The organism is Nocardioides sp. NBC_00163 (assembly GCF_045206295.1).
In the GTDB taxonomy this organism is placed as follows: Bacteria; Actinomycetota; Actinomycetes; order Propionibacteriales; family Nocardioidaceae; genus Nocardioides.
This window is the reverse complement of sequence record NZ_CP108155.1, coordinates 143335-166468: the sequence shown is the minus strand read 5'-3', so window position 1 is coordinate 166468 and position 23134 is coordinate 143335. Positions and strand designations below refer to the sequence as shown.

At 69.5% G+C, this 23134-nt stretch carries 16 protein-coding genes; 12 read left to right on the top strand and 4 right to left on the bottom strand.

All coding sequences use genetic code 11. From position 1 onward, the window contains the following. Positions 1-636, bottom strand: a complete 636-nt coding sequence (locus OG801_RS00825) for a TetR family transcriptional regulator (protein ID WP_355019462.1) — start codon at positions 634-636, stop codon at positions 1-3. Between the two features lie 171 nt (positions 637-807). Between OG801_RS00825 and OG801_RS00820 the strand changes: the two genes are divergently transcribed. The 8 genes from OG801_RS00820 to pulA all read left to right on the top strand — a co-directional run bounded on the left by OG801_RS00820 (position 808) and on the right by pulA (position 14671). Beyond that, the gene (locus tag OG801_RS00820; protein ID WP_406032943.1) at positions 808-2934 is read left to right on the top strand and encodes an acyl-CoA dehydrogenase family protein; all 2127 of its coding nucleotides are present in this window, start codon (positions 808-810) and stop codon (positions 2932-2934) included. A gap of 65 nt (positions 2935-2999) precedes the next feature. Continuing rightward, a complete protein-coding gene (locus OG801_RS00815) occupies positions 3000-5180 on the top strand; it encodes an acyl-CoA dehydrogenase (RefSeq protein ID WP_406032941.1) in 2181 nt (726 codons plus the stop codon). Continuing rightward, the gene (locus OG801_RS00810; protein WP_406032939.1) at positions 5177-5692 is read left to right on the top strand and encodes a MaoC family dehydratase N-terminal domain-containing protein; all 516 of its coding nucleotides are present in this window, start codon (positions 5177-5179) and stop codon (positions 5690-5692) included. Before OG801_RS00815 ends, OG801_RS00810 begins: the two co-directional genes overlap by 4 nt. After that, positions 5689-6093, top strand: coding sequence for a Zn-ribbon domain-containing OB-fold protein (locus tag OG801_RS00805; RefSeq protein ID WP_406032937.1), 405 nt, complete (start codon positions 5689-5691; stop codon positions 6091-6093). The genes OG801_RS00810 and OG801_RS00805 overlap by 4 nt, the downstream gene beginning before the upstream one ends. Continuing rightward, on the top strand, positions 6093-6470 hold the full coding sequence (locus OG801_RS00800) for a MaoC family dehydratase (RefSeq protein WP_406032935.1): 378 nt from the start codon (positions 6093-6095) through the stop codon (positions 6468-6470). The genes OG801_RS00805 and OG801_RS00800 overlap by 1 nt, the downstream gene beginning before the upstream one ends. Further along, entirely contained in the window at positions 6467-7633 is a 1167-nt protein-coding gene (locus tag OG801_RS00795; RefSeq protein WP_406032933.1) for a lipid-transfer protein, read from the top strand. The genes OG801_RS00800 and OG801_RS00795 overlap by 4 nt, the downstream gene beginning before the upstream one ends. Before the next feature lie 227 nt (positions 7634-7860). Further along, positions 7861-9249, top strand: a complete 1389-nt coding sequence (locus tag OG801_RS00790) for an alpha-amylase family protein (protein ID WP_406032931.1) — start codon at positions 7861-7863, stop codon at positions 9247-9249. Between the two features lie 142 nt (positions 9250-9391). Further along, positions 9392-14671 carry a pullulanase-type alpha-1,6-glucosidase gene (gene pulA, locus OG801_RS00785; protein WP_406032929.1) on the top strand — a complete coding sequence of 1760 codons (5280 nt, stop codon included), beginning with the start codon at positions 9392-9394 and terminating at the stop codon, positions 14669-14671. 487 nt (positions 14672-15158) lie between these two features. On the opposite strand, the gene OG801_RS00780 is transcribed toward pulA, so the two are convergent. The 3 genes from OG801_RS00780 to kstD all read right to left on the bottom strand — a co-directional run bounded on the left by OG801_RS00780 (position 15159) and on the right by kstD (position 19316). After that, positions 15159-16625 carry an FAD-binding protein gene (locus OG801_RS00780; protein ID WP_406032928.1) on the bottom strand — a complete coding sequence of 489 codons (1467 nt, stop codon included), beginning with the start codon at positions 16623-16625 and terminating at the stop codon, positions 15159-15161. A gap of 94 nt (positions 16626-16719) precedes the next feature. After that, complete coding sequence (locus OG801_RS00775; protein ID WP_406032926.1) at positions 16720-17604, bottom strand: MaoC/PaaZ C-terminal domain-containing protein; 885 nt, start codon at positions 17602-17604, stop codon at positions 16720-16722. Continuing rightward, positions 17604-19316, bottom strand: coding sequence for a 3-oxosteroid 1-dehydrogenase (gene kstD / locus OG801_RS00770; RefSeq protein ID WP_406032924.1), 1713 nt, complete (start codon positions 19314-19316; stop codon positions 17604-17606). The genes OG801_RS00775 and kstD overlap by 1 nt, the downstream gene beginning before the upstream one ends. 176 nt (positions 19317-19492) lie before the next feature. Between kstD and hsaA the strand changes: the two genes are divergently transcribed. The 4 genes from hsaA to OG801_RS00750 are packed head-to-tail and all read left to right on the top strand — an operon-like array spanning position 19493 to position 23096. Beyond that, the gene (gene hsaA, locus OG801_RS00765; RefSeq protein ID WP_357351517.1) at positions 19493-20686 is read left to right on the top strand and encodes a 3-hydroxy-9,10-secoandrosta-1,3,5(10)-triene-9,17-dione monooxygenase oxygenase subunit; all 1194 of its coding nucleotides are present in this window, start codon (positions 19493-19495) and stop codon (positions 20684-20686) included. Next, positions 20686-21588, top strand: coding sequence for a 4,5:9,10-diseco-3-hydroxy-5,9,17-trioxoandrosta-1(10),2-diene-4-oate hydrolase (hsaD, locus tag OG801_RS00760; protein ID WP_355019449.1), 903 nt, complete (start codon positions 20686-20688; stop codon positions 21586-21588). Before hsaA ends, hsaD begins: the two co-directional genes overlap by 1 nt. Then, on the top strand, positions 21585-22484 hold the full coding sequence (gene hsaC, locus OG801_RS00755) for an iron-dependent extradiol dioxygenase HsaC (RefSeq protein WP_406032920.1): 900 nt from the start codon (positions 21585-21587) through the stop codon (positions 22482-22484). Before hsaD ends, hsaC begins: the two co-directional genes overlap by 4 nt. A gap of 30 nt (positions 22485-22514) precedes the next feature. After that, positions 22515-23096, top strand: coding sequence for a flavin reductase family protein (locus OG801_RS00750; RefSeq protein WP_160023260.1), 582 nt, complete (start codon positions 22515-22517; stop codon positions 23094-23096). Positions 23097-23134: the final 38 nt, after the last annotated feature.

The following is a 23134-nucleotide window of genomic DNA, read 5'->3' as shown; positions in this document are numbered from 1 at the left end:
TCAGCGCAGCAGGAGGCGTACGGCGACGTCGATCGACTTCTCGACGTCCTTCTCGTCCATCCGGCCGGTGACCCAGGAGATGAGGGCGGAGAGCCATACGTCGGAGATGATCCGGATGATGGCGGCCTCCTCCTCGGTGACCTCGCCGTGGTCGGGGGTGCCGTGCATGGCGCGGGCGATGACGGTGGTCAGGCTGGTGCCGACCTCGTGGATCTCGCCGGTCACCGACTGGTCGGCGAACATGAAGGCGCGGACGAGGGCTTCGGTGAGCTTGGGCTGCTTCTGCAGGGCGCGGGTTCGGCGGTTGAGGACGTACATGATCCGCTCGTGCGCGGTGTCGCCCGGTGTCGCCCGGATGGCGGAGCGGTCGACGTCCTTGGTGAACTCACGCGCCAGCGCGGAGACCAGCAGGTGGATCTTCGAGGGGAAGTAGCGGTAGAGGGTGCCGAGCGCGACCTCGGCCTGCTCGGCGACGGCGCGCATCTGCACGGCGTCGAAGCCACCCTCGGCGGCGAGGCTGATCGTGGCGTCGAGGATGCGCCGGCGGCGCTCTCGCTGGGCCGCGGAACCGCCGGTGGGCGGGGTGGCCGGAGTCGGGCCATCGGTGTCGCGTGGCTCCGTGCTGACGGACGTCACTGGTTGTCCCCCTAGGACTATGACCGGATCTCGATCTGTGGCTCTCAGGCTAACCGCAACGGCGCCCGCGAGTGAAACACGTTCCTCCGTGAGTCTAGACTTGTAACACGTTCTACATCAGTCTCTATTCCTGAAGGCCGCGGAACCAGACGGAAATAGTAGGAGGTCCCTGTGCCGATCGGCATCACCGACGAACACCAAGCCCTCAGTGAGAGCCTGCGCGACTGGGCCAAGGGGCTGGGTGGCATCGCGATCGCCCGCGCCGCAGAGGGCACCGCCTCCGCGGACTTCGACGAGGTGCGGCGGGGTGTCGAGGAGTACGGCGTCGCTGGCATCGCGGCGTCTGAGCCGAACGGTGGTGGCGGGACGCTGCTGGATGCGTCTGTGGCGCTCGAGGCCTGCGCTCATGAGCTGCTTCCGGGCCCGCTGCTCGGCAGCACGGTCGCCGCCTTCCTTGCGGGCGCGGCCGGGCTCGGCGACGTGGTCGGGGCCGTCACCGCCAGCGGCTGCGGGATCGCGCTCGACCCGGTGCTCGAGCTCGGCGACCGCCTCCAGGGAACGGTTCCCGTCGCCTACGACGGAGGCGGGGCGGCACAGCTGCTGCTCGGTGCCCGCGGCGCCAACGGCGAGGAGCACTGGTTCTTCCTGACGGCCGAGCAGGCGGACGTACGTCCCCAGGTGGGCCCCGATCTGACCAGGCGAATCGCCGAGGTGCGGGTCGACATCGATGTCAGCGAGGCGGTCGAGGTCCCGGGCCTGCGCGGCGAGGCGGTGCGGCGTACGGCCCTCACGCTCGCTGCCGCGGAGGCCTCCGGGATCGCGCAGTGGTGCCTGACGACGGCGGTGGAGTACGCGAAGGTGCGCGAGCAGTTCGGGGCGCCGATCGGGTCGTTCCAGGCGATCAAGCACCTGTGCGCCCAGATGCTGGAGACCGCCGAGGCGGTGGCCGCTGCGGCATGGGACGCGGCGGCGTCGGCCGAGGGTGGCGACGTCGACCAGTGGGCTTTCGCAGCCGAGGTCGCCGGCGTCGCCGCGCTCGACGGAGCGGTCCGGGCGGCCCAGGACTGCATCCAGGTCCTCGGCGGCATCGGCTTCACCTTCGAGCACGACGCCCACCTCTATCTGCGCCGTGCGGTCGCCCTGCGAAGCCTCCTCGGTGGCGGCGACGCCCATGCGGTCGCGCTGGCGGAGCACGCCGTGGCCGGCATCCGCCGCTCGGTCCGTGTCGACCTCGACGGCAAGGACGACGTGATTCGTCCCCGAGCACAGGAAGCCGTTGCCGCGATCGCGGCGCTTCCCGAGGCTGAGCGCCGCGATGCGCTCGTCGACGCGGCCCTTCTCGCGCCGCACTGGCCCGCTCCGTACGGGCTCGGTGCCGGTCCCGTCGAGCAGCTCGTCATCGACGAGGAGCTCGCCGCGGCCGGCGTGTCGCGGCCCGACATCAAGATCGCCGGGTGGGCGGTGCCGACCATCCTGAAGCACGGCACCGACGCCCAGCGCGAGAGGTTCGTCGAGGCCTCGCTGCGCGGCCGGATCTTCTGGTGCCAGCTCTTCAGCGAGCCCGGTGCCGGCTCGGACCTGGCCTCCCTGGCGACTCGCGCCGAGCGCGTCGAGGGCGGCTGGAGACTGACCGGCCAGAAGGTGTGGACCTCGCTCGCGGCCGACGCCGACTGGGCGATCTGCCTGGCGCGCACGAACCCCGACGTCCCCAAGCACAAGGGCATCACCTACTTCCTGGTGGACATGCGCAGCGAGGGGATCGACGTCCGCCCGCTGCGCGAGCTGACCGGCGACGCCCTCTTCAACGAGGTCTTCCTCGACGGGGTCTTCGTGCCCGACGACCTCGTCGTCGGCGAGGTCGACGGCGGCTGGCGCCTGGCCCGTACGACGCTGGCCAACGAGCGGGTCGCGATGGCCTCGACCAACCTCGGCGGCAGTGTCGAGCGCGCGGTGGTGCTCGCCGGTGGTCGCGGTGGGGCCGATCTCGCCCGGGTCGGCCATGCCGTCGCGCTCTCGACGGTCTGCTCGCTGCTCGGCGTACGCTCCACGCTCAAGGCGCTCGCCGGGCGCGGACCGGGCGCGGAGTCCTCGGTGGCGAAGCTCTTGACCGTACGCAACCGTCAGGACGCCTCCGAGCTCGTCGTCGACCTCCTCGGCCCGCTGGCGCTCACCGACGACCCGCAGGTCAGGGAGGACCTGCACCAGTCTCAGCTAACCCGCTGCCTCTCGATCGCCGGCGGAACCACCCAGGTGCTCCGCAACGTGGCTGCCGAGCAGATCCTCGGCCTGCCCCGATAAGTCCTGCCGCGATAGGACAGCGAGCCCTCTCGCGATCAGAACTAGAACACGTTACAGTTTGGCTCATGGGAGACGAGACGCTCGATGCCGTACGCAGCGTGGTGGCCGAGGTCCTTGCCCGCGAGTCCGACCGTGGTGACTGGTCGGCCTGGGCGAGCGCCGGCCTGACCGCACTGCCCGTGCCGGAGGCCCAGGGCGGTGAGGGGTTCGGGCCGGCGGAGGTCGCGGTGCTGGTGCGGGAGGCCGGGCGCCATGCGGTGCGGGTGCCGGTCTGGGAGACCCTCGCCGTCGGTGCGCTGACGCTGGCCGGTCACGGGACAACCGAGCAGCAGAGCGCGATCCTGCCCGGGGTGGCGAGCGGCGAGACGCTGCTGACCCCGGCGTGGCTCGAGCCGGGACGCCCGCAGACCCCTTCGGCCAGCTTCCGGGACGGCACCGTCAGCGGTCGCAAGACCGGAGTGACGTACGCCGCCGAGAGCTCCCGCCTCCTGGTCACCGCGACCGCCGCCGAGACCGGGGAGCCGGTCGTGGTGCTCGTCGACCCGAGCGGCCCGGGAGTCACACTGACTCCCGCGAGCGTGTCGGGTGAGTTGCCACAACACACCGTCGTGCTCGAGGAAGCCCCGGCAGAGCCGCTGGGCGAGGGAGCCTTCGAGGCTCTGACCGGTCTCGCGACCGCCGGGCTCGCGGTGAGCGCCGCGGGCGTGCTCGCCGGTGCCCGGGACCTGACAGCCGATTATGTGAAGAACCGGCAGCAGTTCGGCCGTGCCCTCGCGGAGTTCCAGGCGGTCGCGCTGCAGTTGGCCGACGTCTACGTCACTTCCCGCACGCTCGACCTCGCCGCCGACAACGCGGTCGCCGCCATCGCCGACCAGCGAGCTGCCGACGTCGACCTGAAGGTCGCTGCCTACTGGGCCAGTCAGGTCGCGCCGTACGCCTTCCGCACCTGCCACCACCTCCACGGCGGCATGGGTGTCGATGTGACCTACCCGCTGCTCGCGTTCACGACCTGGGGCACCGACATCGCCCACCAGCTCAACACCTCGGCTGCCGACGTCCCCGTCGAGACCGCGGAGGCCAAGAACCTCGAGCTCACCGAGGCGCAGCGCAGCCTGAAGTCCGAGGTCAGGGCCTACTTCGCAGGCCTCTCGCACGAGGGCGAGCCGGGCGATCCCGGTCCCGAGGGATCGTGGGACCGACACGGCCCGACCTACCAGAAGCTCATCAAACAGCTCGGCGACGACGGCTGGATGGGCGTCGGCTGGCCCAAGGAGTACGGCGGCCACGGCCTCGGTGAGGTCGAGCAGACGATCTTCGCCAACGAGGCGCAGTACGCCGACGTGCACCTGCCGGCGGTGACCCTGCAGACGGTGGGCCCGACGCTGATCCGCTACGGCACCGACAAGCAGAAGGAGATGTTCCTCAACCGGATCCTCGCCGGTGAGGTTCACTTCGCGATCGGCTACTCCGAGCCCGAGGCGGGCACCGATCTGGCCTCGCTGCGCACCACGGCCAGGCGGGACGGCGACCACTATGTCGTCAACGGCCAGAAGCTGTGGACCACCGGCGGCCACGCCGCCGACTACATCTGGCTGGCCGTACGCACCGACCCGGACGCTCCCAAGCACAAGGGCATCTCGATCCTCATCGTCGACACCACCGACCCGGGCTTCTCCTGGACCCCGATCATCACCGCCGACGGCTCCCACCACGTCAACGCGACCTACTTCAACGACGTCCGCGTCCCGGCCGACATGCTGGTGGGGGAGGAGAACAAGGGCTGGAAGCTGATCACGACCCAGCTCAACCACGAGCGCGTCATGCTCGGCCCCGCTGGCCGGATCGAGGGTCTGCGCGATCGCGTCCTCCGGTGGGCACAGTCCCAGGGCATCACCGACAGCCCGGACGTACGCGCGCTGATCGGGAAGACCACCGCCGTCTTCCGGGTCAACGAGCTGCTCAACTGGGAGGTCGCCAAGGCAGCGGAGGCCGGGGACATCGAGGTCGCCGATGCGTCCTCGTCGAAGGTCTTCGCGGCCGACCAGGTCCAGCACCTGCTCGCCGACCTGATCGCCCTCGTGCATCGCCATGGCGACCCTGGGGATGCCGTCACGAAGAGCCTGCTCGACTATCTCGACGCCCAGGCGAAGCGGAACCTCGTGCTCACCTTCGGTGGCGGCGTCCAGGAGGTCCAGCGCGAGCTGATCGCGATGTTCGGTCTCGGGATGCCGAGGGTGCCGCGATGAGCGAGAAGCAGACGCTGGTCGACGAGGCGATCCACGAGAAGATCATGGCCGCCGCCGAGGAGGTCAAGTCGTGGGGCGAGGCCGCCGAGCGCGACGCCCGCGACGTGGTCAACCAGCCCACGATCAACAACTGGCTCGAGGCGATGGGCCTGGAGTCCGAGCGGTTCCACCAGGGCGAGGCGCCGCCGTCGATGGCACAGGTCTGGACGATGTACGGCCAGGGCGGGAAGCACCCCGACCGAGACCCTCTCCACGCGATGATGAACGTGCTCACCGACGCCGGCTTCAACGGCGTCCTCGGCACCAACTCCGAGCAGAGCTACGACCGCTACCTCCGCGTCGGCGAGCAGGTTCGGGTCACCACGGCCCTCGACTCCGTCGTCGGCCCGAAGAGCACCGGGATGGGCGTGGGCTACTTCGTGACTTCCAGGAGCACCTGGTACGTGGGCGAGGAGCGGGTCGCGACCATGCTGTTCCGCGTCCTCAAGTTCGTTCCCAAGGTGACGGCATGAGCGGCCCGGTGCGGCCGGTGATCGGCCGGGACAACGCGTACTTCTTCGAAGGCACCGCCAAGCAGGAGCTGCGGATTCAGAGCTGCAACGCCTGCGGGGCACTGCGCCACCCGCCGGGCCCGGCGTGCCTGAGCTGCGACGCCTACGACCGCGGACATGTCGTCGCCCGGGGCGAGGGCACCGTCTACTCGTTCACCGTCGTCCACGCGCCGAAGCTGCCCGGCAAGGAGCTCCCGCTGGTGGTGGCCCTGCTGGACCTGCCCGAGGGCGTACGCATGGTGGCTGAGGTGACCGGCGTGCCGCCCGAGGGCGAGGACGGCCTGCGGATAGGCGAGCGCCTGGTCGTCGACTGGAACGTCATCGATGAGGAGCTGACGCTCCCGATCTGGAGGAGGCCCTGATGAAGGCTGGCGACGAGATCCCGGTCTGGGAGCTCCCGATCACCCCGACGCTGGTCGTCTCCACGGCGATCGCGACGCGAGACTTCCAAGACGTTCACCACGACCGCGACCGTGCCCAGGCGGCCGGCTCGAAGGACATCTTCATGAACATCCTCACCTCGACGGCGCTCTGTGAGCGGTACGTCACCGACTGGGCCGGCCCCGAGGTGCAGATCAAGGGCATCGCGATCCGGCTGGGCGCCCCGGCCTACCCCTACGACACGCTGTCGTTCTCCGGCGAGGTCACCGAGGTCACCGACGGGATCGCCACGATCACCGTCACCGGCACGGTGTCGCTCGGTGCGCACGTGACCGGAACGGTCAGGATCGCGGCATGAGCCTGAGCGGGAAGGCGGCGATCGTCGGTATCGGTGCGACGGAGTTCTCCAAGGAGTCAGGAAGGTCCGAGCTCCAGCTCTCCGTCGAGGCGACCAGAGCCGCCCTGAACGACGCCGGACTCGCCCCGGCGGACGTCGACGGGCTGACCACGTTCACCATGGACACCAGTGCCGAGATCGCGCTCGCTCGCGAGCTCGGGATCGGCGACCTGAGGTTCTTCTCGCGGATCAACTACGGCGGCGGCGCGGCCTGCGCGACGATCCAGCAGGCCGCGATGGCGGTCGCGACGGGCGTCGCCGATGTGGTGGTCGCCTACCGCGGCTTCAACGAGCGCTCGGGGCAGCGCTTCGGGCAGGTGCAGCCGTGGGCCGCGCAGCAGGTCAACACCAACGGCATCGACAACGCCTGGACCTACCCGCTCGGTCTCTCGACCCCTGCGGCGACGGTCGCCATGCAGGCTCGCCGCTACATGCACGACTACGGCGTGACCAGCGTGGACTTCGGTGCCGTCGCGGTCGCCGACCGGCGCCACGCCGCGACCAACCCCGCCGCGTTCTTCTACCAGAAGCCGATCACCCTCGAGGACCACCAGGCCTCCCGGATGATCGCGGACCCGCTCCACCTGCTCGACTGCTGCCAGGAGTCCGACGGCGCCGTCGCGATCGTCGTCACCAGCCCCGAGCGGGCCCGCGACCTGCCGAATCCGCCGGTCACCATCGCCGCGGCCGCCCAGGGCAGCGCCGCCGACCAGTACGTGATGACCTCCTACTACCGCGACGAGATCGGCATCCCCGAGATGGGCGTCGTCGCCAAGGATCTGTGGCGCCAGTCCGGTCTCACTCCGGCCGACATCGACACCGCCGTCCTCTACGACCACTTCACCCCCTACGTACTCATGCAGCTGGAGGAGCTCGGCTTCTGTGGCAGGGGAGAGGCCAAGGACTTCGTACGCGACGGGGCCATCGAGCTCGGCGGACGGCTGCCCGTGAACACCCACGGCGGCCAGCTCGGGGAGGCGTACCTGCACGGCATGAACGGCATCGCCGAGGGCGTACGGCAGGTGCGCGGCACCTCCGTGAACCAGGTCGCCGGCGCAGCCCATGTGCTCGTGACGGCGGGCACCGGCGTACCGACGAGCGGACTGGTGCTCACGGCACCCTGACCGCGCCGGACCGCCGAGGCGCGGCTCTGAAATTTTGCGCAAAGTCTTGCACCCCTGGGCCACGCCCGGGGGTGCTGCTTTGAGATGTCCACACGTCAGGGGTTGACGTGTGACCGGCATCACTCATACGGTCGGCCTGCAAGATCTTGCAGCAAGATTCAGCCGCGCTGTGTCACCCCACCACCCCCATCCGGACACGGCGCGTTGCCTTCGACCTAGGAGGATCCATGGCCCGAAAGTCCATGGCTGCCGCACTTGCCCTCTCGGCGGGAGCTGCTGTCGCGCTCACGATCCCGGTCTCGGCCCCAGCACAGGCCGCGCCACCGGGAGACAAGGACGTCACCGCGGTGATGTTCGAATGGAACTTCGCCTCGGTTGCCCGCGAATGCACCAGCACTTTGGGCCCGGCCGGCTACGGCTACGTCCAGGTGTCCCCGCCGCAGGAGCACATCCAAGGCTCGCAGTGGTGGACGTCCTACCAGCCCGTCAGCTACAAGATCGCCGGCCGGCTGGGTGACCGCACCGCCTTCAAGAACATGATCGACACCTGTCACGCCGCCGGCGTGAAGGTCGTCGCCGACGCCGTCATCAACCACATGTCCGCGGGCTCCGGGACCGGCACCGGCGGCTCGTCGTACAGCAAGTACGCCTACCCCGGTCTCTACTCGAGCTACGACCTGGACAACTGCACGGCCACGATCAGCAACTACCAGGACCGCACCAACGTCCAGGAGTGCGAGCTGGTCGGTCTCGCCGATCTCGACACCGGCGAGGACTACGTACGCGGCAAGATCGCCGGCTACCTGAACGACCTGCTCTCGCTCGGCGTCGACGGCTTCCGGATCGACGCCGCCAAACACATGGCCGCCTCCGACCTGGCCAACATCAAGTCCCGCCTCAGCAACCCGAACGCCTACTGGAAGCAGGAGGCCATCTTCGGCGCGGGGGAGGCGGTCTCGCCCAGCGAGTACCTCGGCAACGGCGACGTCCAGGAGTTCCGCTACGCCCGCGACCTGAAGCGGGTCTTCAACAACGAGAACCTCGCCTACCTGAAGAACTACGGCGAGGGCTGGGGCTACATGTCCTCGGGCAGCTCGGCCGTCTTCGTCGACAACCACGACACCGAGCGCGGCGGCGACACCCTCAACTACAAGGACGGCGCCAACTACACCCTGGCCAACGTCTTCATGCTGGCCTGGCCCTACGGCTCGCCCGACATCCACTCCGGCTACGAGTGGAGCGACAAGGACGCCGGCCCGCCCAACGCCGGCACCGTCAACGCCTGCTGGCAGGACGGCTGGAAGTGCCAGCACGCCTGGCCCGAGATCAAGAAGATGGTCGCCTTCCGCAACACCGTTCGCGGCCAGGCCGTCACCAACTGGTGGGACAACGGCGGCGACGCCATCGCCTTCGGGCGAGGCAGCAAGGCGTACGTCGCGATCAACCACGAGTCCTCGTCGCTGACCCGCACCTTCCAGACGTCGCTCGCAGCGGGCACCTACTGCGACGTCCAGAGCGGCAAGAGCGTTGCCGTGAACGGCTCCGGCCAGTTCACCGCCACCCTCGGGGCCAACACCGCCCTCGCGCTGCACGTCGGCGCGACGACCTGCAGCTGATCCCCTCAGCCGACCGTCCGGCGCCGACCCCCATGGGCGCCGGACGGCCGGTCTCCACCGCATGCCCCCGCACAATCCAGAGAGGCCCCTCAAGGTGAATCGAAGAAGTGGCGCACACGGCGCGCCCAGGATCGCAGCGACCGTGCTCGCGACCGCACTGCTCGCCACGGTGCTGCAGACGGCCACGTCGGAGCCGGCGACCGCCGTCGCCCCGAAGCCGCCGTCGGACGCCAAGCTGGCCGCCGAGCCGGCCCGTCATGAGGCGACGAAGGAGCAGTTCTACTTCGTGCTGCCCGACCGGTTCGCCAACGGCGACACCTCCAACGACAAGGGCGGCCTGACCGGCAGCCGTACCGAGACCGGGTTCGACCCGACCGACAAGGGCTTCTACCAGGGCGGCGACCTCCAGGGGCTCACCGAACGGCTCGACTACATCAAGGGCCTCGGCACCACCGCGATCTGGATGGCGCCGATCTTCAAGAACAAGCCCGTCCAGGGAGAGGGCGCGAACGCCTCGGCCGGCTACCACGGCTACTGGATCACCGACTTCACCCGGGTCGACCCGCACTTCGGCACCAACGAGGACCTCGAGATCCTCGTCGACGCGGCCCACGCCAAGGGCATGAAGGTCTTCTTCGACGTCATCACCAACCACACCGCCGACACCGTCGACTACGCGGAGAAGAAGTACGGCTACCGCCCCAAGGGCGCCTTCCCGTACCTCGACACCGAGGGCCGTCCCTTCGACGACGCCGAGCCAGGCTCGGACGCCGCGAAGGTCGACGAGGACTCGTTCCCCTACACGCCGGGCAACACCGGCGAGATGGTGCCGTCCTGGCTCAACGACCCGACGCTGTACCACAACCGCGGCGACTCCACCTGGGAGGGCGAGTCGACCACGTACGGCGACTTCAGCGGCCTGGACGACCTGTGGACCGAGCGTCCCGAGGTCGTCGAGGGGATGACGAAGATCTACCAGAGGTGGGTCCGCGACTTCGACATCGACGGCTTCCGCATCGACACCGTCAAGCACGTCGACCTGGACTTCTGGACCGAGTGGGCGACCGCCCTGGACGCGTACGCCGCCAAGCAGGGTCGCGAGGACTTCTTCATGTTCGGCGAGGTCTACTCCGCCGACAGCGACGTCACCTCGCCGTACGTCACCCGCGGCCGTCTCGACGCCACCTTGGACTTCCCGTTCCAGGACGCGGCCCGCGCCTTCGCCTCGTTGGGCGCTCCGGCCGACCGGCTCGCCAAGGTGTTCGGCGACGACTACAAGTACGCCACGGACAAGGCCAACGCCTACGAGCAGGTCACCTTCCTCGGCAACCACGACATGGGCCGGATCGGCACCTTCCTCGCGGCCGACCACCCCGGCGCGACCGACGCCGAGCTCGTCCAGCGCACCCGGCTCGCCAACGAGCTGATGTTCCTCTCCCGCGGCAACCCGGTCGTCTACTACGGCGACGAGCAGGGCTTCACCGGCGCCGGCGGCGACAAGGACGCCCGCCAGACGCTGTTCGGCTCGAAGGTCGCCGACTACCTCGACGACGACCAGATCGGCACCGACCGCACGCATGCCGACGACGCGTACGACACCACCCATCCGGTCTACACCGCGATCGCCGCTCTGGCGAAGCTCCGTGAGGACCACCCGGCGCTGACCGACGGCACCCAGCACGAGCTCCACGCCAAGGACTCCGTCTACGCGTTCTCGCGCACCGGAGAGGACCGCGAGTACGTGGTCGCGGTCAACAACGCCACCGAGGCGAAGACCGTCACGCTGCCCGTGGAGTCGGCCGCCTTCAAGACGATCTACGGCGGCGACGCCACCGAGACCGCGGCCGACGGCACGATCGAGGTGACCGTCCCGGCGCTCTCCTCGGTCGTCCTGCGCGCCGACGCGAAGCTTCCGGAGGCCACCGCGAAGCCCACCCTGTCGCTGACCGCACCGGACCCCGGCGCCACCGGCACGGTCACCCTCTCCGCCGACCCGGGGGAGACCGCCGGTGCCCGCGTGGTCTTCGCCGCCCAGGTCGGCAACGGAAAGTGGCGCACGCTCGGCTCCGTCGACCACGCCCCCTACAAGATCACCCAGTACGTCCCCGAGACCGTCGCCGCCGGCACCGCGCTGCGCTACAAGGCGGTGGTGGTCGACCGTGACGGACGCACCGCGAGCGACTTGGCCGAGACCACGGCCGGACAGGCGCCCGAGGCTGAGAACCCGAGCGCCGTCGACCGCGACTACGCGGTCGTGCACTACCGGCGTGCCGACGGCGACTACACCGGCTGGTCCCTGCGCTCTGGCGACCAGAGCGGTGAGTTCAGCGGCCGCGACGCCTACGGCGCCTTCGCCTGGGTGAAGCTTCCCGAGGGCGCGTCCTCGGTGACGTACACGGTCGAGAAGGACGGCACTGCCGACGGCGGCGAGCGGAGGATCGATCTCGCCGAGACCGGCGAGGTCTGGGTCGAGACCGGCAGCGACGGCCAGCAGACCACCAGGCCCGACGGCGTCTACCCTGCGCCCGACACGTCCAAGGCGGTCATCCATCTGCACCGCGCCGACGGCGACTACGACGGCTGGGGCCTGCACACCTGGACCGGCGCCGCCAGCCCGACCGAGTGGTCCAAGCCGCTGCAGCCCACCGGCGAGGACGCCTACGGCGTCACCTTCGAGGTGCCGCTGGTCGACGGCGCCACCTCGCTCAACTACATCGTCCACAAGGGCGACGAGAAGGACATCCCGAACGACCGCTCGCTCGACCTGGCCACGTACGGCCACGAGGTGTGGCTCAACTCCGGCGACACCGGCTACCTGCTGCCGTCGGTCGGCTCGGCACCCGCGCTCGACCTGAGCAAGGCACAGGCACAGTGGATCGACCGGGAGACCGTGGTGCTGCCGAAGGAGATGGCGAGCGGCTCGGCGCTGTCGACGCAGCTGGTCTACGACCGCGACGGCGGCATCACCGTCGAGGGCGGCGCGCTCAGCAGGAAAGGCCGCTGGCTGCGGCTCCAGGCCTCGACGCTGAGCGAGGAGCAGAAGGCGCGGTTCCCGCACCTGAAGGACTACACCGCCTTCACCGTCGACACCCGCGACCGCGACCGGATCCGCGAGGCGCTCGCCGGCCAGGTCCTGCTCACCCAGCGCATCGGCAACGGTGCCCTGGTCACGGGCACAGGTGTCCAGACGCAGGGCATCCTCGACGACCTCTACGCCGAGAAGGCGGAGAAGGCGTCCCTCGGGCCGACGTTCAAGGGCGGCAGGGTCACCCTGTCCGTCTGGGCACCGACCGCCCACGAGGTCTCGCTCGAGCTCGGCGCCAAGCGGGTTCCGATGCGCCGTGACGACGCCAGCGGCGTCTGGTCGGTGACCGGCTCCGCCACGGCCTGGCGCGGCAAGGAGTACCGCTACGCCGTGACCGTGTGGGCGCCGAGCGTGCAGAAGCTCGTCACCAACAAGGTCACCGACCCCTACTCGGTCGCGCTCACCGCGGACTCCGAGCGCAGCCTCGTCGTCGACCTCGGCGACAGGTCGCTCGCCCCCAAGGGCTGGTCGACGCTGAGGAAGCCGAAGGCCGTGGCGATGAAGGACGCCCAGATCCAGGAGCTCCACATCCGCGACTTCTCCGTCGAGGACGAGACCAGTGACCACCAGGGCGGCTACCTCGCCTTCGCCGACGAGGACAGCGATGGGGTGAGGCACCTGCGCGAGCTGGCCGGGGCCGGCACGTCGTACGTCCACCTGCTGCCGGCCTTCGACATCGCCACGATCCCGGAGAGGAAGAGCGACCAGACCACGCCCGACTGCGACCTCGCGTCCTACGCGCCGGACAGCGAGGAGCAGCAGGAGTGTGTCGCCGCGGCAGCGGCCAAGGATGCGTACAACTGGGGCTACGACCCCTACCACTACACGGTTCCGGAGGGCTCCTACGCCACCGATCCGGAGGGCACCGACCGGACGGTCGAGTTCCGGCAGATGGTGAAGTCGCTCAACGAGGACGGACTGCGCGTCGTCATGGACGTGGTCTACAACCACACCACCAGCAGTGGCCAGGCGAAGACGTCCGTGCTCGACAAGATCGTGCCCGGCTACTACCAGCGGCTCCTCGCCGACGGCTCGGTCGCCAACTCGACCTGCTGCTCCAACACCGCGCCCGAGAACGCGATGATGGGCAAGCTCGTCGTCGACTCGATCCTCACGTGGGCCAAGGAGTACAAGGTCGACGGCTTCCGCTTCGACCTGATGGGACACCACCCCAAGGCCAACATCCTGGCCGTCCGCAAGGCCCTCGACACCCTCACGCTCGAGAAGGACGGCGTCGACGGGAAGAAGATCATCCTCTACGGCGAGGGCTGGAACTTCGGTGAGATCGCCGACGACGCCCGCTTCGTGCAGGCCACCCAGAAGAACATGGCGGGCACCGGCATCGCCACGTTCAGCGACCGCGCCAGGGATGCCGTACGCGGTGGCGGCCCGTTCGACGCCGACCCGGGCGTCCAGGGCTTCGCGAGCGGTCTCTACACCGACCCCAACACCTCGACCGCCAACGGCACCGAGGCGCAGCAGAGGGCGCGGCTGCTGCACTACCAGGACCTGATCAAGGTCGGGCTGTCCGGCAACCTCGCCGACTACTCGTTCACCGACACCGCGGGCAACCAGGTGAAGGGCTCGCAGGTCGACTACAACGGCTCGCCGGCCGGCTACGCGGACGAGCCCGGAGACGCGCTCGCCTACGCCGACGCCCACGACAACGAGTCGCTCTACGACGCGCTGACCTTCAAGCTGCCCGCCTCGACCAGCGCCGCGGACCGCTCCCGGATGCAGGTGCTCGCGATGGCCACGGCCGCGCTCTCACAGGGCCCGGCGCTCTCCCAGGCCGGCACCGACCTGCTCCGCTCGAAGTCGCTGGACCGCAACTCCTACGACTCCGGCGACTGGTTCAACGCCATCCACTGGGACTGCGACGCCGGCAACGGCTTCGGTCGCGGTCTGCCGCCCGCGGCGGACAACGAGGACAAGTGGCCCTTCGCCGAGCCGCTGCTGGCCTCGACCACGGCGCCGGGCTGCTCGGAGATCGACGGTGCCTCGTCCGCCTACCAGGACCTGCTGAGGATCCGTACGGACGAGCCGGCCTTCCATCTGTCCACCACCGGCCAGGTCCAGGAGAAGCTCGGGTTCCCGCTCTCGGGTAAGGACGAGACGCCGGGCGTCATCACCATGCGCATCGGTGACCTCGTCGTCGTCTTCAACGCGACCACGACGACGCAGCAGCAGACGGTGAAGGGGGCTGAGGGCGCCGGCTACCGCCTGCACCCGACCCAGGCCGACGGCTCGGACGAGGTCGTGAAGACGGCCACGTTCGAGGCGGGCTCGGGCACCTTCACGGTTCCCGCTCGGACGGTGGCTGTCTTCAGCCGCTGATCCGGACCGGTCGAGAAACGTACGCGGCCCCGGCTCATCGAGCCGGGGCCTGCGGCTCCCTTGGCAGGAAGCTCGGCGTCAGGATCAGGAAGGGCTGTTGCCGGCGATTGCGCCGACCACCACGAGCGTGATGACAACCAGGGCGGCGATGACCATGAGGCCGGCCGGGCTCCGGAAGTCGAACATGGGGATTCCTTTCGGCTAGTTCGGCGACAGGCGTCGAGTGGGGAACGATGGCCTGCGGACGCGTCGGGAGAGCCAACACCGGCGATGCCCGTGGCGTCGCGTATACATAACCAGCCAGGCTCGCGATGCGCGTAGGGTCGAAAGTCCCAAATTTTACCGAAGCCATTCACCTCTGGAGAGATATGTGATATGGCAACAGTTCGCTTGATGCGCGTCTGTAAAGACTAGCCGGAACCTGGGGTCGGCCGGCGATCGGTCTCGCCGGACGAGCCGAGGTTGTGAGGCCCGTCACCCGTGCCGGTCAGTCCAGCCCCGCAGCATGTCGCCCGGCGCGCCGGCCGAAGTAGGAGCCGTCGCCGAGCTGCATGCCGGAGGCGTAGCCCTTGGCGTCCTGGGCGAGGTTGGCCGCGCAGGCGCCGGCGGCGTAGAGGCCCGCGATCGCGGAGCCGTCCTCGCGGCGTACCTCTCCTTCGACGGTGGTCGCCAGACCGCCCATGGTGAACCCGGCGTACATCGCCTTGCCGAGCGAGAGGTCGTAGGCGCCCCACGGGCCGGTGTCCTGCGGCTCGGTCCACTCCGGCGCCTTGTGGAGCTCGGGGTCCTCGCCGTTGGCGGCATGGGCGTTGTAGGAGGTCAGGGTCGCGTTCAGGGCGTCGAAGGGTACGCCCAGGCCGGCCGCCATCTCCTCGACCGTCTCCCAGCCGTCGATGAACGGGCACAGCGGCATCTTCGGGTGCTCGATGTGCGCCGAGTCGACGATCAGGAACGCAGCCGAGTCCGGCTGCTCCATGACGAACGCGGCCGTACGCGCGTGGTAGGAGTCCTCGGCCACGAACCGCTTGCCGTGCTTGTTGACGATGATCCCGGTGAGCAGGATCGAGGGTGGGTAGAACGGCGCGGTCTGGAATGGCTCGTCCATGAACCGCCAGCGGCCGCCCGCGGAGGCGCCCAGGCGCAGCCCGAGGCCGTCGTCGTAGGTGGAGGCCAGCGGGAAGAGCTTCTCGCCGAGCCGGGGCGTGTGCTCGGCGACCATGTCGGCGTTGCCGACGAAGCCGCCGGCGGCGAGGATCACCGCCTTGGCGCGGATCGCGCCACGCTCCTCGAACCGGCGCCACGCCAGGCCGACGACGCGGCCGTCCTCGATCACCAGGTTGGTGGCACCGGTCTCGTAGCGGATCACCGCCGACGTCTCGGCCAGCCGGTCGGCCATCCGGTCGACGACCAGCTTGGCGCCACCGGTGTCGCCAGGGACCGGCACCTTGTGGCCGCGGGGCGCCGGGACGGCGAGGTCGCGGAAGGGGTGGACCTTCTCGTTTCCGGTGTACATCAGCCCCTCGGTGCCGGGCTGGATGACGGCCTTGCCGGGCCAGAAGGTGCGCTCGAACTCGAAGCCGAGCGCCTCGAGCCAGTCGAAGTGCTCGACCGAGTCGTCGCAGTAGGCCCGGATCTTGTCGTCCTCGGGCTCCTTGGAGACCGCGCGGATGTAGTTGAACATCTCCTCGGCCGAGTCCTCGATCCCGGTCGCCTTCTGTACCGCGGTGCCACCGCCGAGGTAGAAGTGGCCGCCGGCCATCGCCGAGGTGCCACCGGGCTCGGCAGCGCGCTCCAGGAGGATCGTGCGGGCGCCGGCCCGGGCTGCCTCCAGCGCCGCGGCCCCGCCGGCCACGCCGAAGCCGACCACGATCACGTCGGTCTCCTCCGACCAGCCACCGAATCGCTCCTCGACGTCGGCGGGGGAGAGTACGTCGGGCAGTGCCGTTCCGCTCATGCCGTCCCCCCGTGTAACACGTCGTTCGTAGGACTATCCGGTCGTTCTAATAGGGCGAGTAGTCCTACGAACAGCGTGTTACAGCTCGCGCGGCTCATCGCACCTCCAAGTAGCAGTCGGCGAGGACCGGGGCGCCGTCGCGGGCCGGGTCCGCCGAGGAGATCGTGGCTTTGACCAGGTTCCTCGGCTGGTCGTCCCACGCCTCGATCGAGATCGTCTCGCCGGGGAAGACGATCCCGGCGAACCGGGCGCCGAACCCGGCGACCCGGGTGGCGTCCCCGTCCAGGAGCAGAGCGGTCGCCTCTCGCAGCACGATGCCGTAGGAGCAGAGCCCGTGCAGGATCGGCTTCGGGAAGCCGGCCTTCGCGGCGAAGGCGGGGTCGGCGTGCAGCGGGTTGCGGTCGCCGCACAGCCGGTAGAGCAGCGCCTGCTGCTCGGTGACGTCGTACGCACCCACGGCATCCGGCGCGCGGTCGGGAACCGGCAGCGACGTCGACGGCCCGCGCTCGCCGCCGAAACCACCCTCGCCGCGTACGAAGATCGAGCTCCTGACCGTCCACAACGGCTCGCCGGACGGGGTCGTGGCGACGCCTTCCTGGACGATGACGGCGGCCTTGCCCTTGTCCCAGACCTCGGCGATCCGGGTCGAGATGACGGCCTCGCCCGAGGTGGGGATCGGGCCGTCGACGTGGATCTCCTGGGAGCCGTGGAGCACCGCGGCCAGGTCGATGTCGCAGCCCGGCAGGTCGAGCGACGGCGGCTCGGTGACGCGGAAGGTCGGTGCCACGACGCCGAAGGACGGCAGCACCGTCAGGGCGTCGGAGTCCAGCGTGTAGCGCAGCGCTGCCGGGTCGGTCGCGTCGCCGGGACGGGAGCCGGCGCCGATGCCGAGGTGGTACAGCAGCACGTCGGACGAGCTCCACGAGAACGACTGGGACGGCAGCTCCGCGCCGATGGCCTTGGTCGGGTCGATGGGCATCAGCTGTGCTCCTTGTCCTGGGACTTCTCGAGCGAGACGGCGCAGTCCTCGGCGGCCAGATAGCCGAAGACCAGGGCGGGGCCGATGGTGGCGCCGGGACCGGCGTAGGTGCGGCCCATGACGGCGGAGGAGACGTTGCCGGCGGCGTACAGGCCCTCGATGGGAGAGCCGTCGGGGCGCAGGACGCGGGCGCGCCTGTCGGTGACCAGGCCGCCCTTGGTGCCGAGGTCGCCGGGAGCCATCTTGACGGCGTAGAACGGCGCCTGGTCGATGACGTTGAGCGAGCAGTTCGGCTTGACGGTGGGGTCGGAGTAGTACTTGTCGTAGGTCGACTCGCCGCGGTGGAAGTCCTCGTCGACGCCGGACTCGGCGAAGCCGTTGAACCGGGCCAGCGTCTCGCGCAGGCCGTCGACGGGCACCTCGATCTTCTCGGCCAGCGCCTCCACCGTCGAGGCCTTCACGACGACCCCGCTCTTGAGCCAGCGGCCCGGGAACGGCTGCCCGGGGCCGAGGCCGGCGAAGATGTAGCGGTTGCGGTAGCGCTGGTCGAAGACCAGCCAGGCCGGGACGTGCGAGATGCCTCGCCCAGAAATGTACTCAGCATGGCCCTTGTAGATCTCGTGGACGGCCTCGACGTACGGGAGTGCCTCGTTCATGAACCGCTTACCCGCGCTGTTGACGATGATCGAGCCGGGCAGGTTGCGCTCGGCGAGCGCGAACCACGGCCGCCCGGGGAACGGGATCGTCGGACCCCACCAGGACTCGTCCATCAGGTCGGTGTCCGCGCCGGCCGCGATCCCTGCCAGGATCCCGCCGCCGGTGTTGGAGAAGGCGCCGGTGGTCCATTCGACCGAGGTCGGGGCGGGCAGGTACTTCTCCCGCATCTCCAGGTTGCGCTCGAAGCCGCCGGAGCCGAGGATCACGCCGCGCCGTGCCCGGATCACCGTGGTCGGACCGGACTCGCCTCGGCGCACCTCGACGCCCACGACCCGGCCGCCCTCGGTGACCAGGCCGACCAGCTCGGACTCGTAGCGGACCTCGACGCCGGCATCCAGGAGCCCCTTGCGCAGTCCGATCGCGAGCGCCGCGCCCATGGCGTACATCTTCTTCCCGAGGAGTCCGGCGAGGATCCGCGCGACCGCGATCTTGACCATCGTGATCGGGCCCTTGATCGTGCGCATGCCGAGGCTGATCTTCCGGAAGTCGGCCTGGGTGACGACCATGTTGGCCGGTGACTTCGTATAGGGCGGATGCAGGCGCGAGAGCTCCTCGCCGATCATTCGGGCGTCGAGCGGGGCCGGCTCGACGGAGCGGCCGGCGCCGCGGCCGCCGGGGGCCTCGGGGTGGTAGTCGGCGTAGTCGGGGACCCAGTTGAACCGCACCGGCGTCTTCTCGCAGACGAAGGAGAGCACCTCCGGGCCGCGGTCCAGGAACGTCTCGCGCCGGTCGCTGGGCACGACGTCGCCGACGATCGACTCGAGGTAGAGGCTGGCGTCCTCGGGGGAGTCCTTCTGGTGGGCCGCCTCGAGGGCGTGGTTGCGCGGGATCCAGACCCCGCCGCCCGAGCGCGACGTCGACCCGCCGAAGTAGGCGCTCTTCTCGATGACGACGGTCTCGAGCCCGTGGCGGCGGGCGGCCGCGAGCGCGGCAGTCATCCCGGCGCCTCCGGCGCCCACGACCACGACGTCGTACGTCTCGTCGGTCTGTCCCATGGTGCTCCCTCAACCTCGACTGTCCCAGAACTGAAACACGTTCTACCATAGACGACAGCGCACGAAACACGCCCAGGGACTCGACAAAACTGAAACGTGTTCTAGTATTGATCCATCGGCAGCGCACGAACCGCGCCGTCCGAGGTCATTGGGACACCATGCAGGAAGGCAGAGCGGTGAGCGAACCGACACAGCGCCCCCACAAGGACGCGCAGACCGTCAAGGACGGGGTGCAGGACCTGCTGCCCACGATCAGGGAGCGGGCCGAGGAGACCGAGCGTCTCCGGGTCGTGCCCGAGTCGAGCGTCAAGGAGCTGGAGGAGGTCGGCTTCTTCAAGCTGCTGCAGCCGGCCCGGTTCGGCGGTCTCGAGGCGGACCCGGTCGACTTCTACACCTGTGTGCGCGACATCGCCTCGGCGTGCGGATCGACGGGCTGGGTCTCCAGCGTCCTGGGCGTCCACCCCTGGCAGATCGCGCTCTTCGACGACGAGGCCCAGCAGGCGGTCTGGGGCGAGGACCCCGACACCCGGGTCTCCTCCTCCTACGCGCCGATGGGCAAGGCGGCGATCACCGAGGGCGGCTTCACGCTCTCCGGCCGGTGGTCGTTCTCCTCCGGCTGCGCCCATGCCACCTGGGTGCTGCTCGGCGGCCTCGTCTTCAATGACGAGGGCCAGGTGGTCGACTTCCGTACGTTCCTGGTGCCGCGCGAGCGCTACGAGATCGTCGACGTCTGGAACGTCGTCGGCCTGGCCGGCACCGGCTCCAACGACATCGTGGTCGAGGACGTCTTCATCCCGGAGACCTTCACGCTCTCGATGGGCGAGACCGGCCGCTGCAAGGGGCCCGGGCAGGCGGTCAACACCGGTGACCTCTACAAGCTGCAGTTCCACTCGCTGTTCACCACCACGATCACCACGCCGATCATCGGCATGGCCCGCGGCGCCTACGAGGAGCACGTGACCATGCAGCAGAACCGGGTCCGGGCCTCCTATGGTGAGAAGGCGTCGTTGGACCCCTTCGCCGCCGTCCGCGTGGCGACCGCCTCCTCCGACATCGACGCCGCCTGGGCGCTGCTGATGGGCAACATCCGTGAGCAGCAGGCCTACGTCGCCCGCGGCGAGAAGATCCCGATCACCCAGCGGCTGCGGATCCGCCGCGACCAGGTCCTCGGCACCCAGCGCGCGATCGACGCGATCGACCTGCTCTTCGAGGCCTCCGGCGGCCGGGCGCTGGCCAACGGCACCCCGCTCCAGCGGGCCTGGCGCGATGCCCACGCGGGTCGCGTCCACGCCGCCAACGACCCCGAGCGGGCGCTGCAGATGTACGGCGCCTCCGAGTTCGGGCACAAGGTCGACCCGGGGATGTACTGATGGTTCTGGTGAAAGAGGACGTCGCTCACGACGTCGCGATCAAGACCGAGGCCGCAGGTGAGATCTCGCTGCGCTACTACGACCTGGGTTCGGATCGGGACGACCGGCTGCCGCTGGTGATGCTTCACGGCGGGGGTCCCGGGGCCTCGTCGTGGTCCAACTTCGGCTCTGCGCTCGAGGGCTTCGCGGCCGACTTCCGCACGATCCTGATCGACCAGCCGGGCTTCGGCGCCTCCGACAAGCCGGAGGTGGTGGGCAACTACTACCGCTTCGCCGGCGACGCGGTGATCGCTCTCCTCGACGAGCTGGGCCTGAAGAAGGTGCACCTGCTGGGCAACTCGCTCGGCGGCGGGACCGCGATGCGGATCGCGCTGACCTACCCGGACCGGGTGGGGCGGCTGGTGCTGATGGGGCCGGGCGGGCTCTCGCTCAACCTCTTCCATGCCGATCCCACCGAGGGCGTACAGCGCCTGATGGACTTCTCCAGCGACCCCACCCGGGAGGCGCTCAAGGCGTTCATCTCGACGATGGTCGTCGACCAGAAGCTGGTCACCGACGAGCTGGTCGAGGAGCGGTTCGCGGATGCGACCGCGCCGGGTGCGCGCGAGGCGATGGCGTCGATGGGGTGGTCGTTCTACAACCCCGAGACCGCCGAGGACGGCATGCTGTGGCGTGAGGCGCACCGGCTGCGCCATCACACGCTGCTCACCTGGGGGCGCGAGGACCGGGTCAACCCGCTCGACGGTGCGTTCCCCGCCCTGAAGCTGATTCCCAAGGCGCAGCTGCATGTCTTCCCGCGCTGTGGGCACTGGGCACAGATCGAGGCCGCCGACGAGTTCCGCGAGGTCGCGGTGAACTTCTTGAAGAGGCACCGCGAACGTACTCCCAAGGAGAAGTCATGACGATCGACCTGAAGTCCATGGGCTACGTACGCGTCACCAGCACCGACCTGGAGGCGTGGCGTACGTTCGCCGGCAAGGTCCTCGGTCTGATCGAGGCGAAGGGCCCGAACCGGGAGCATCTCTACTACCGCATCGACGAGGTCTCGGCCCGGCTGGTGATCGAGCCGGGCGACGTGGACCAGCTCAGCTGTGTCGGCTGGGAGGTCGCCGACCACACCGCGCTGGCGCAGGCCCGCGAGCACCTGGAGAAGTCCGGGGTCGAGGTGGAGGAGGGCGCCCCCGAGGAGCTCGCCGAGCGCCGGGTCCAGGAGATGCTGCGCTTCCGCGACCCCTTCGACAACGTCTTCGAGCTCTTCCATGGCATCACCTACGAGCGACGCCCCGCGGTCTCGCCGTACGGCCACACTTTCGTGACCGGCGAGCAGGGGATGGGCCACGTGGTGATCCCGGTCTCCGACGACGTCGAGGCGCTGGAGTTCTACCGCGACACGCTCGGGTTCCGGCTGCGTGACTCGATGAGCATGCCGGGGGAGTTCGCCGGCAAGGAGCCCGGCACGAAGATCTGGCTGCGCTTCCTCGGGATCAACCCGCGTCACCACTCGCTGGCGTTCCTGCCGTTCCCCAACGACTCCAAGTGCGTCCACATCATGCTCGAGGTCGACAAGCTCGACGACGTCGGCCGGGCGCTGGAGCGGGTGAAGAAGTACGGCGCGAAGCTGTCGGCGACGCTCGGGCGGCACATGAACGACGAGATGGTCTCCTTCTACGTGAAGTCGCCGGGCGGTTTCGACATCGAGTTCGGCACCGAGGGACTGCAGGTCGACGACCAGAAGTGGGTCGCCCGGGAGTCCACGGCCGTCTCGTACTGGGGTCACGACTTCGGCGTAGGCCAGTGATCGGGTATGCGTATAGAGGTGCCTGATGGGATGTCTCCCGATGCCGCCGAGAGCTGGCCGCATCCGGAGCTGATCGAGTCCTTCCACGGTCGCTTCGACTTCGAAGCGCCACCGTCTCCACCGGAGACCCCTGCCGACGCGGAGGCGGACGCCCGGTTCCGTACGGTGCTGGGCCGCTTCGCCTCAGGGGTCACCGTGATCGCCGCGCAGACCGCGGAGGGCCCGGTCGGGATGACCTGCCAGTCGTTCTCCTCGGTGTCGCTGCGGCCGCCGCTGATCCTCTTCGCGCCCACCAAGTCCTCGCGGGCCTGGGCCCGGATCCGTCGGGCCGGGCACTTCTCGGTCAACATCCTCGCCGCCGGCCAGGAGGCCGTCTCGAACCAGTTCGCCTCGCGTGCCGCGGACAAGTACGCCGACATCTCCTGGACCCCGTCGGCCCACCACGGCGACCCGCATCTCGACGGGGCCGTCGGCTATCTCGACTGCGCGGTCCACTCGGTCCACGAGGAGGGCGACCACTATCTCGTCGTCGGCCGCGTCCTGGACCTCGAGGAGGGCACCGCCACAGAGCCGCTGCTCTTCTTCCGCAGCAACTACCGGGAGCTGGACTGACCCGTCCCGCCATTGGTTCAGCTTTTGCTGAATACATG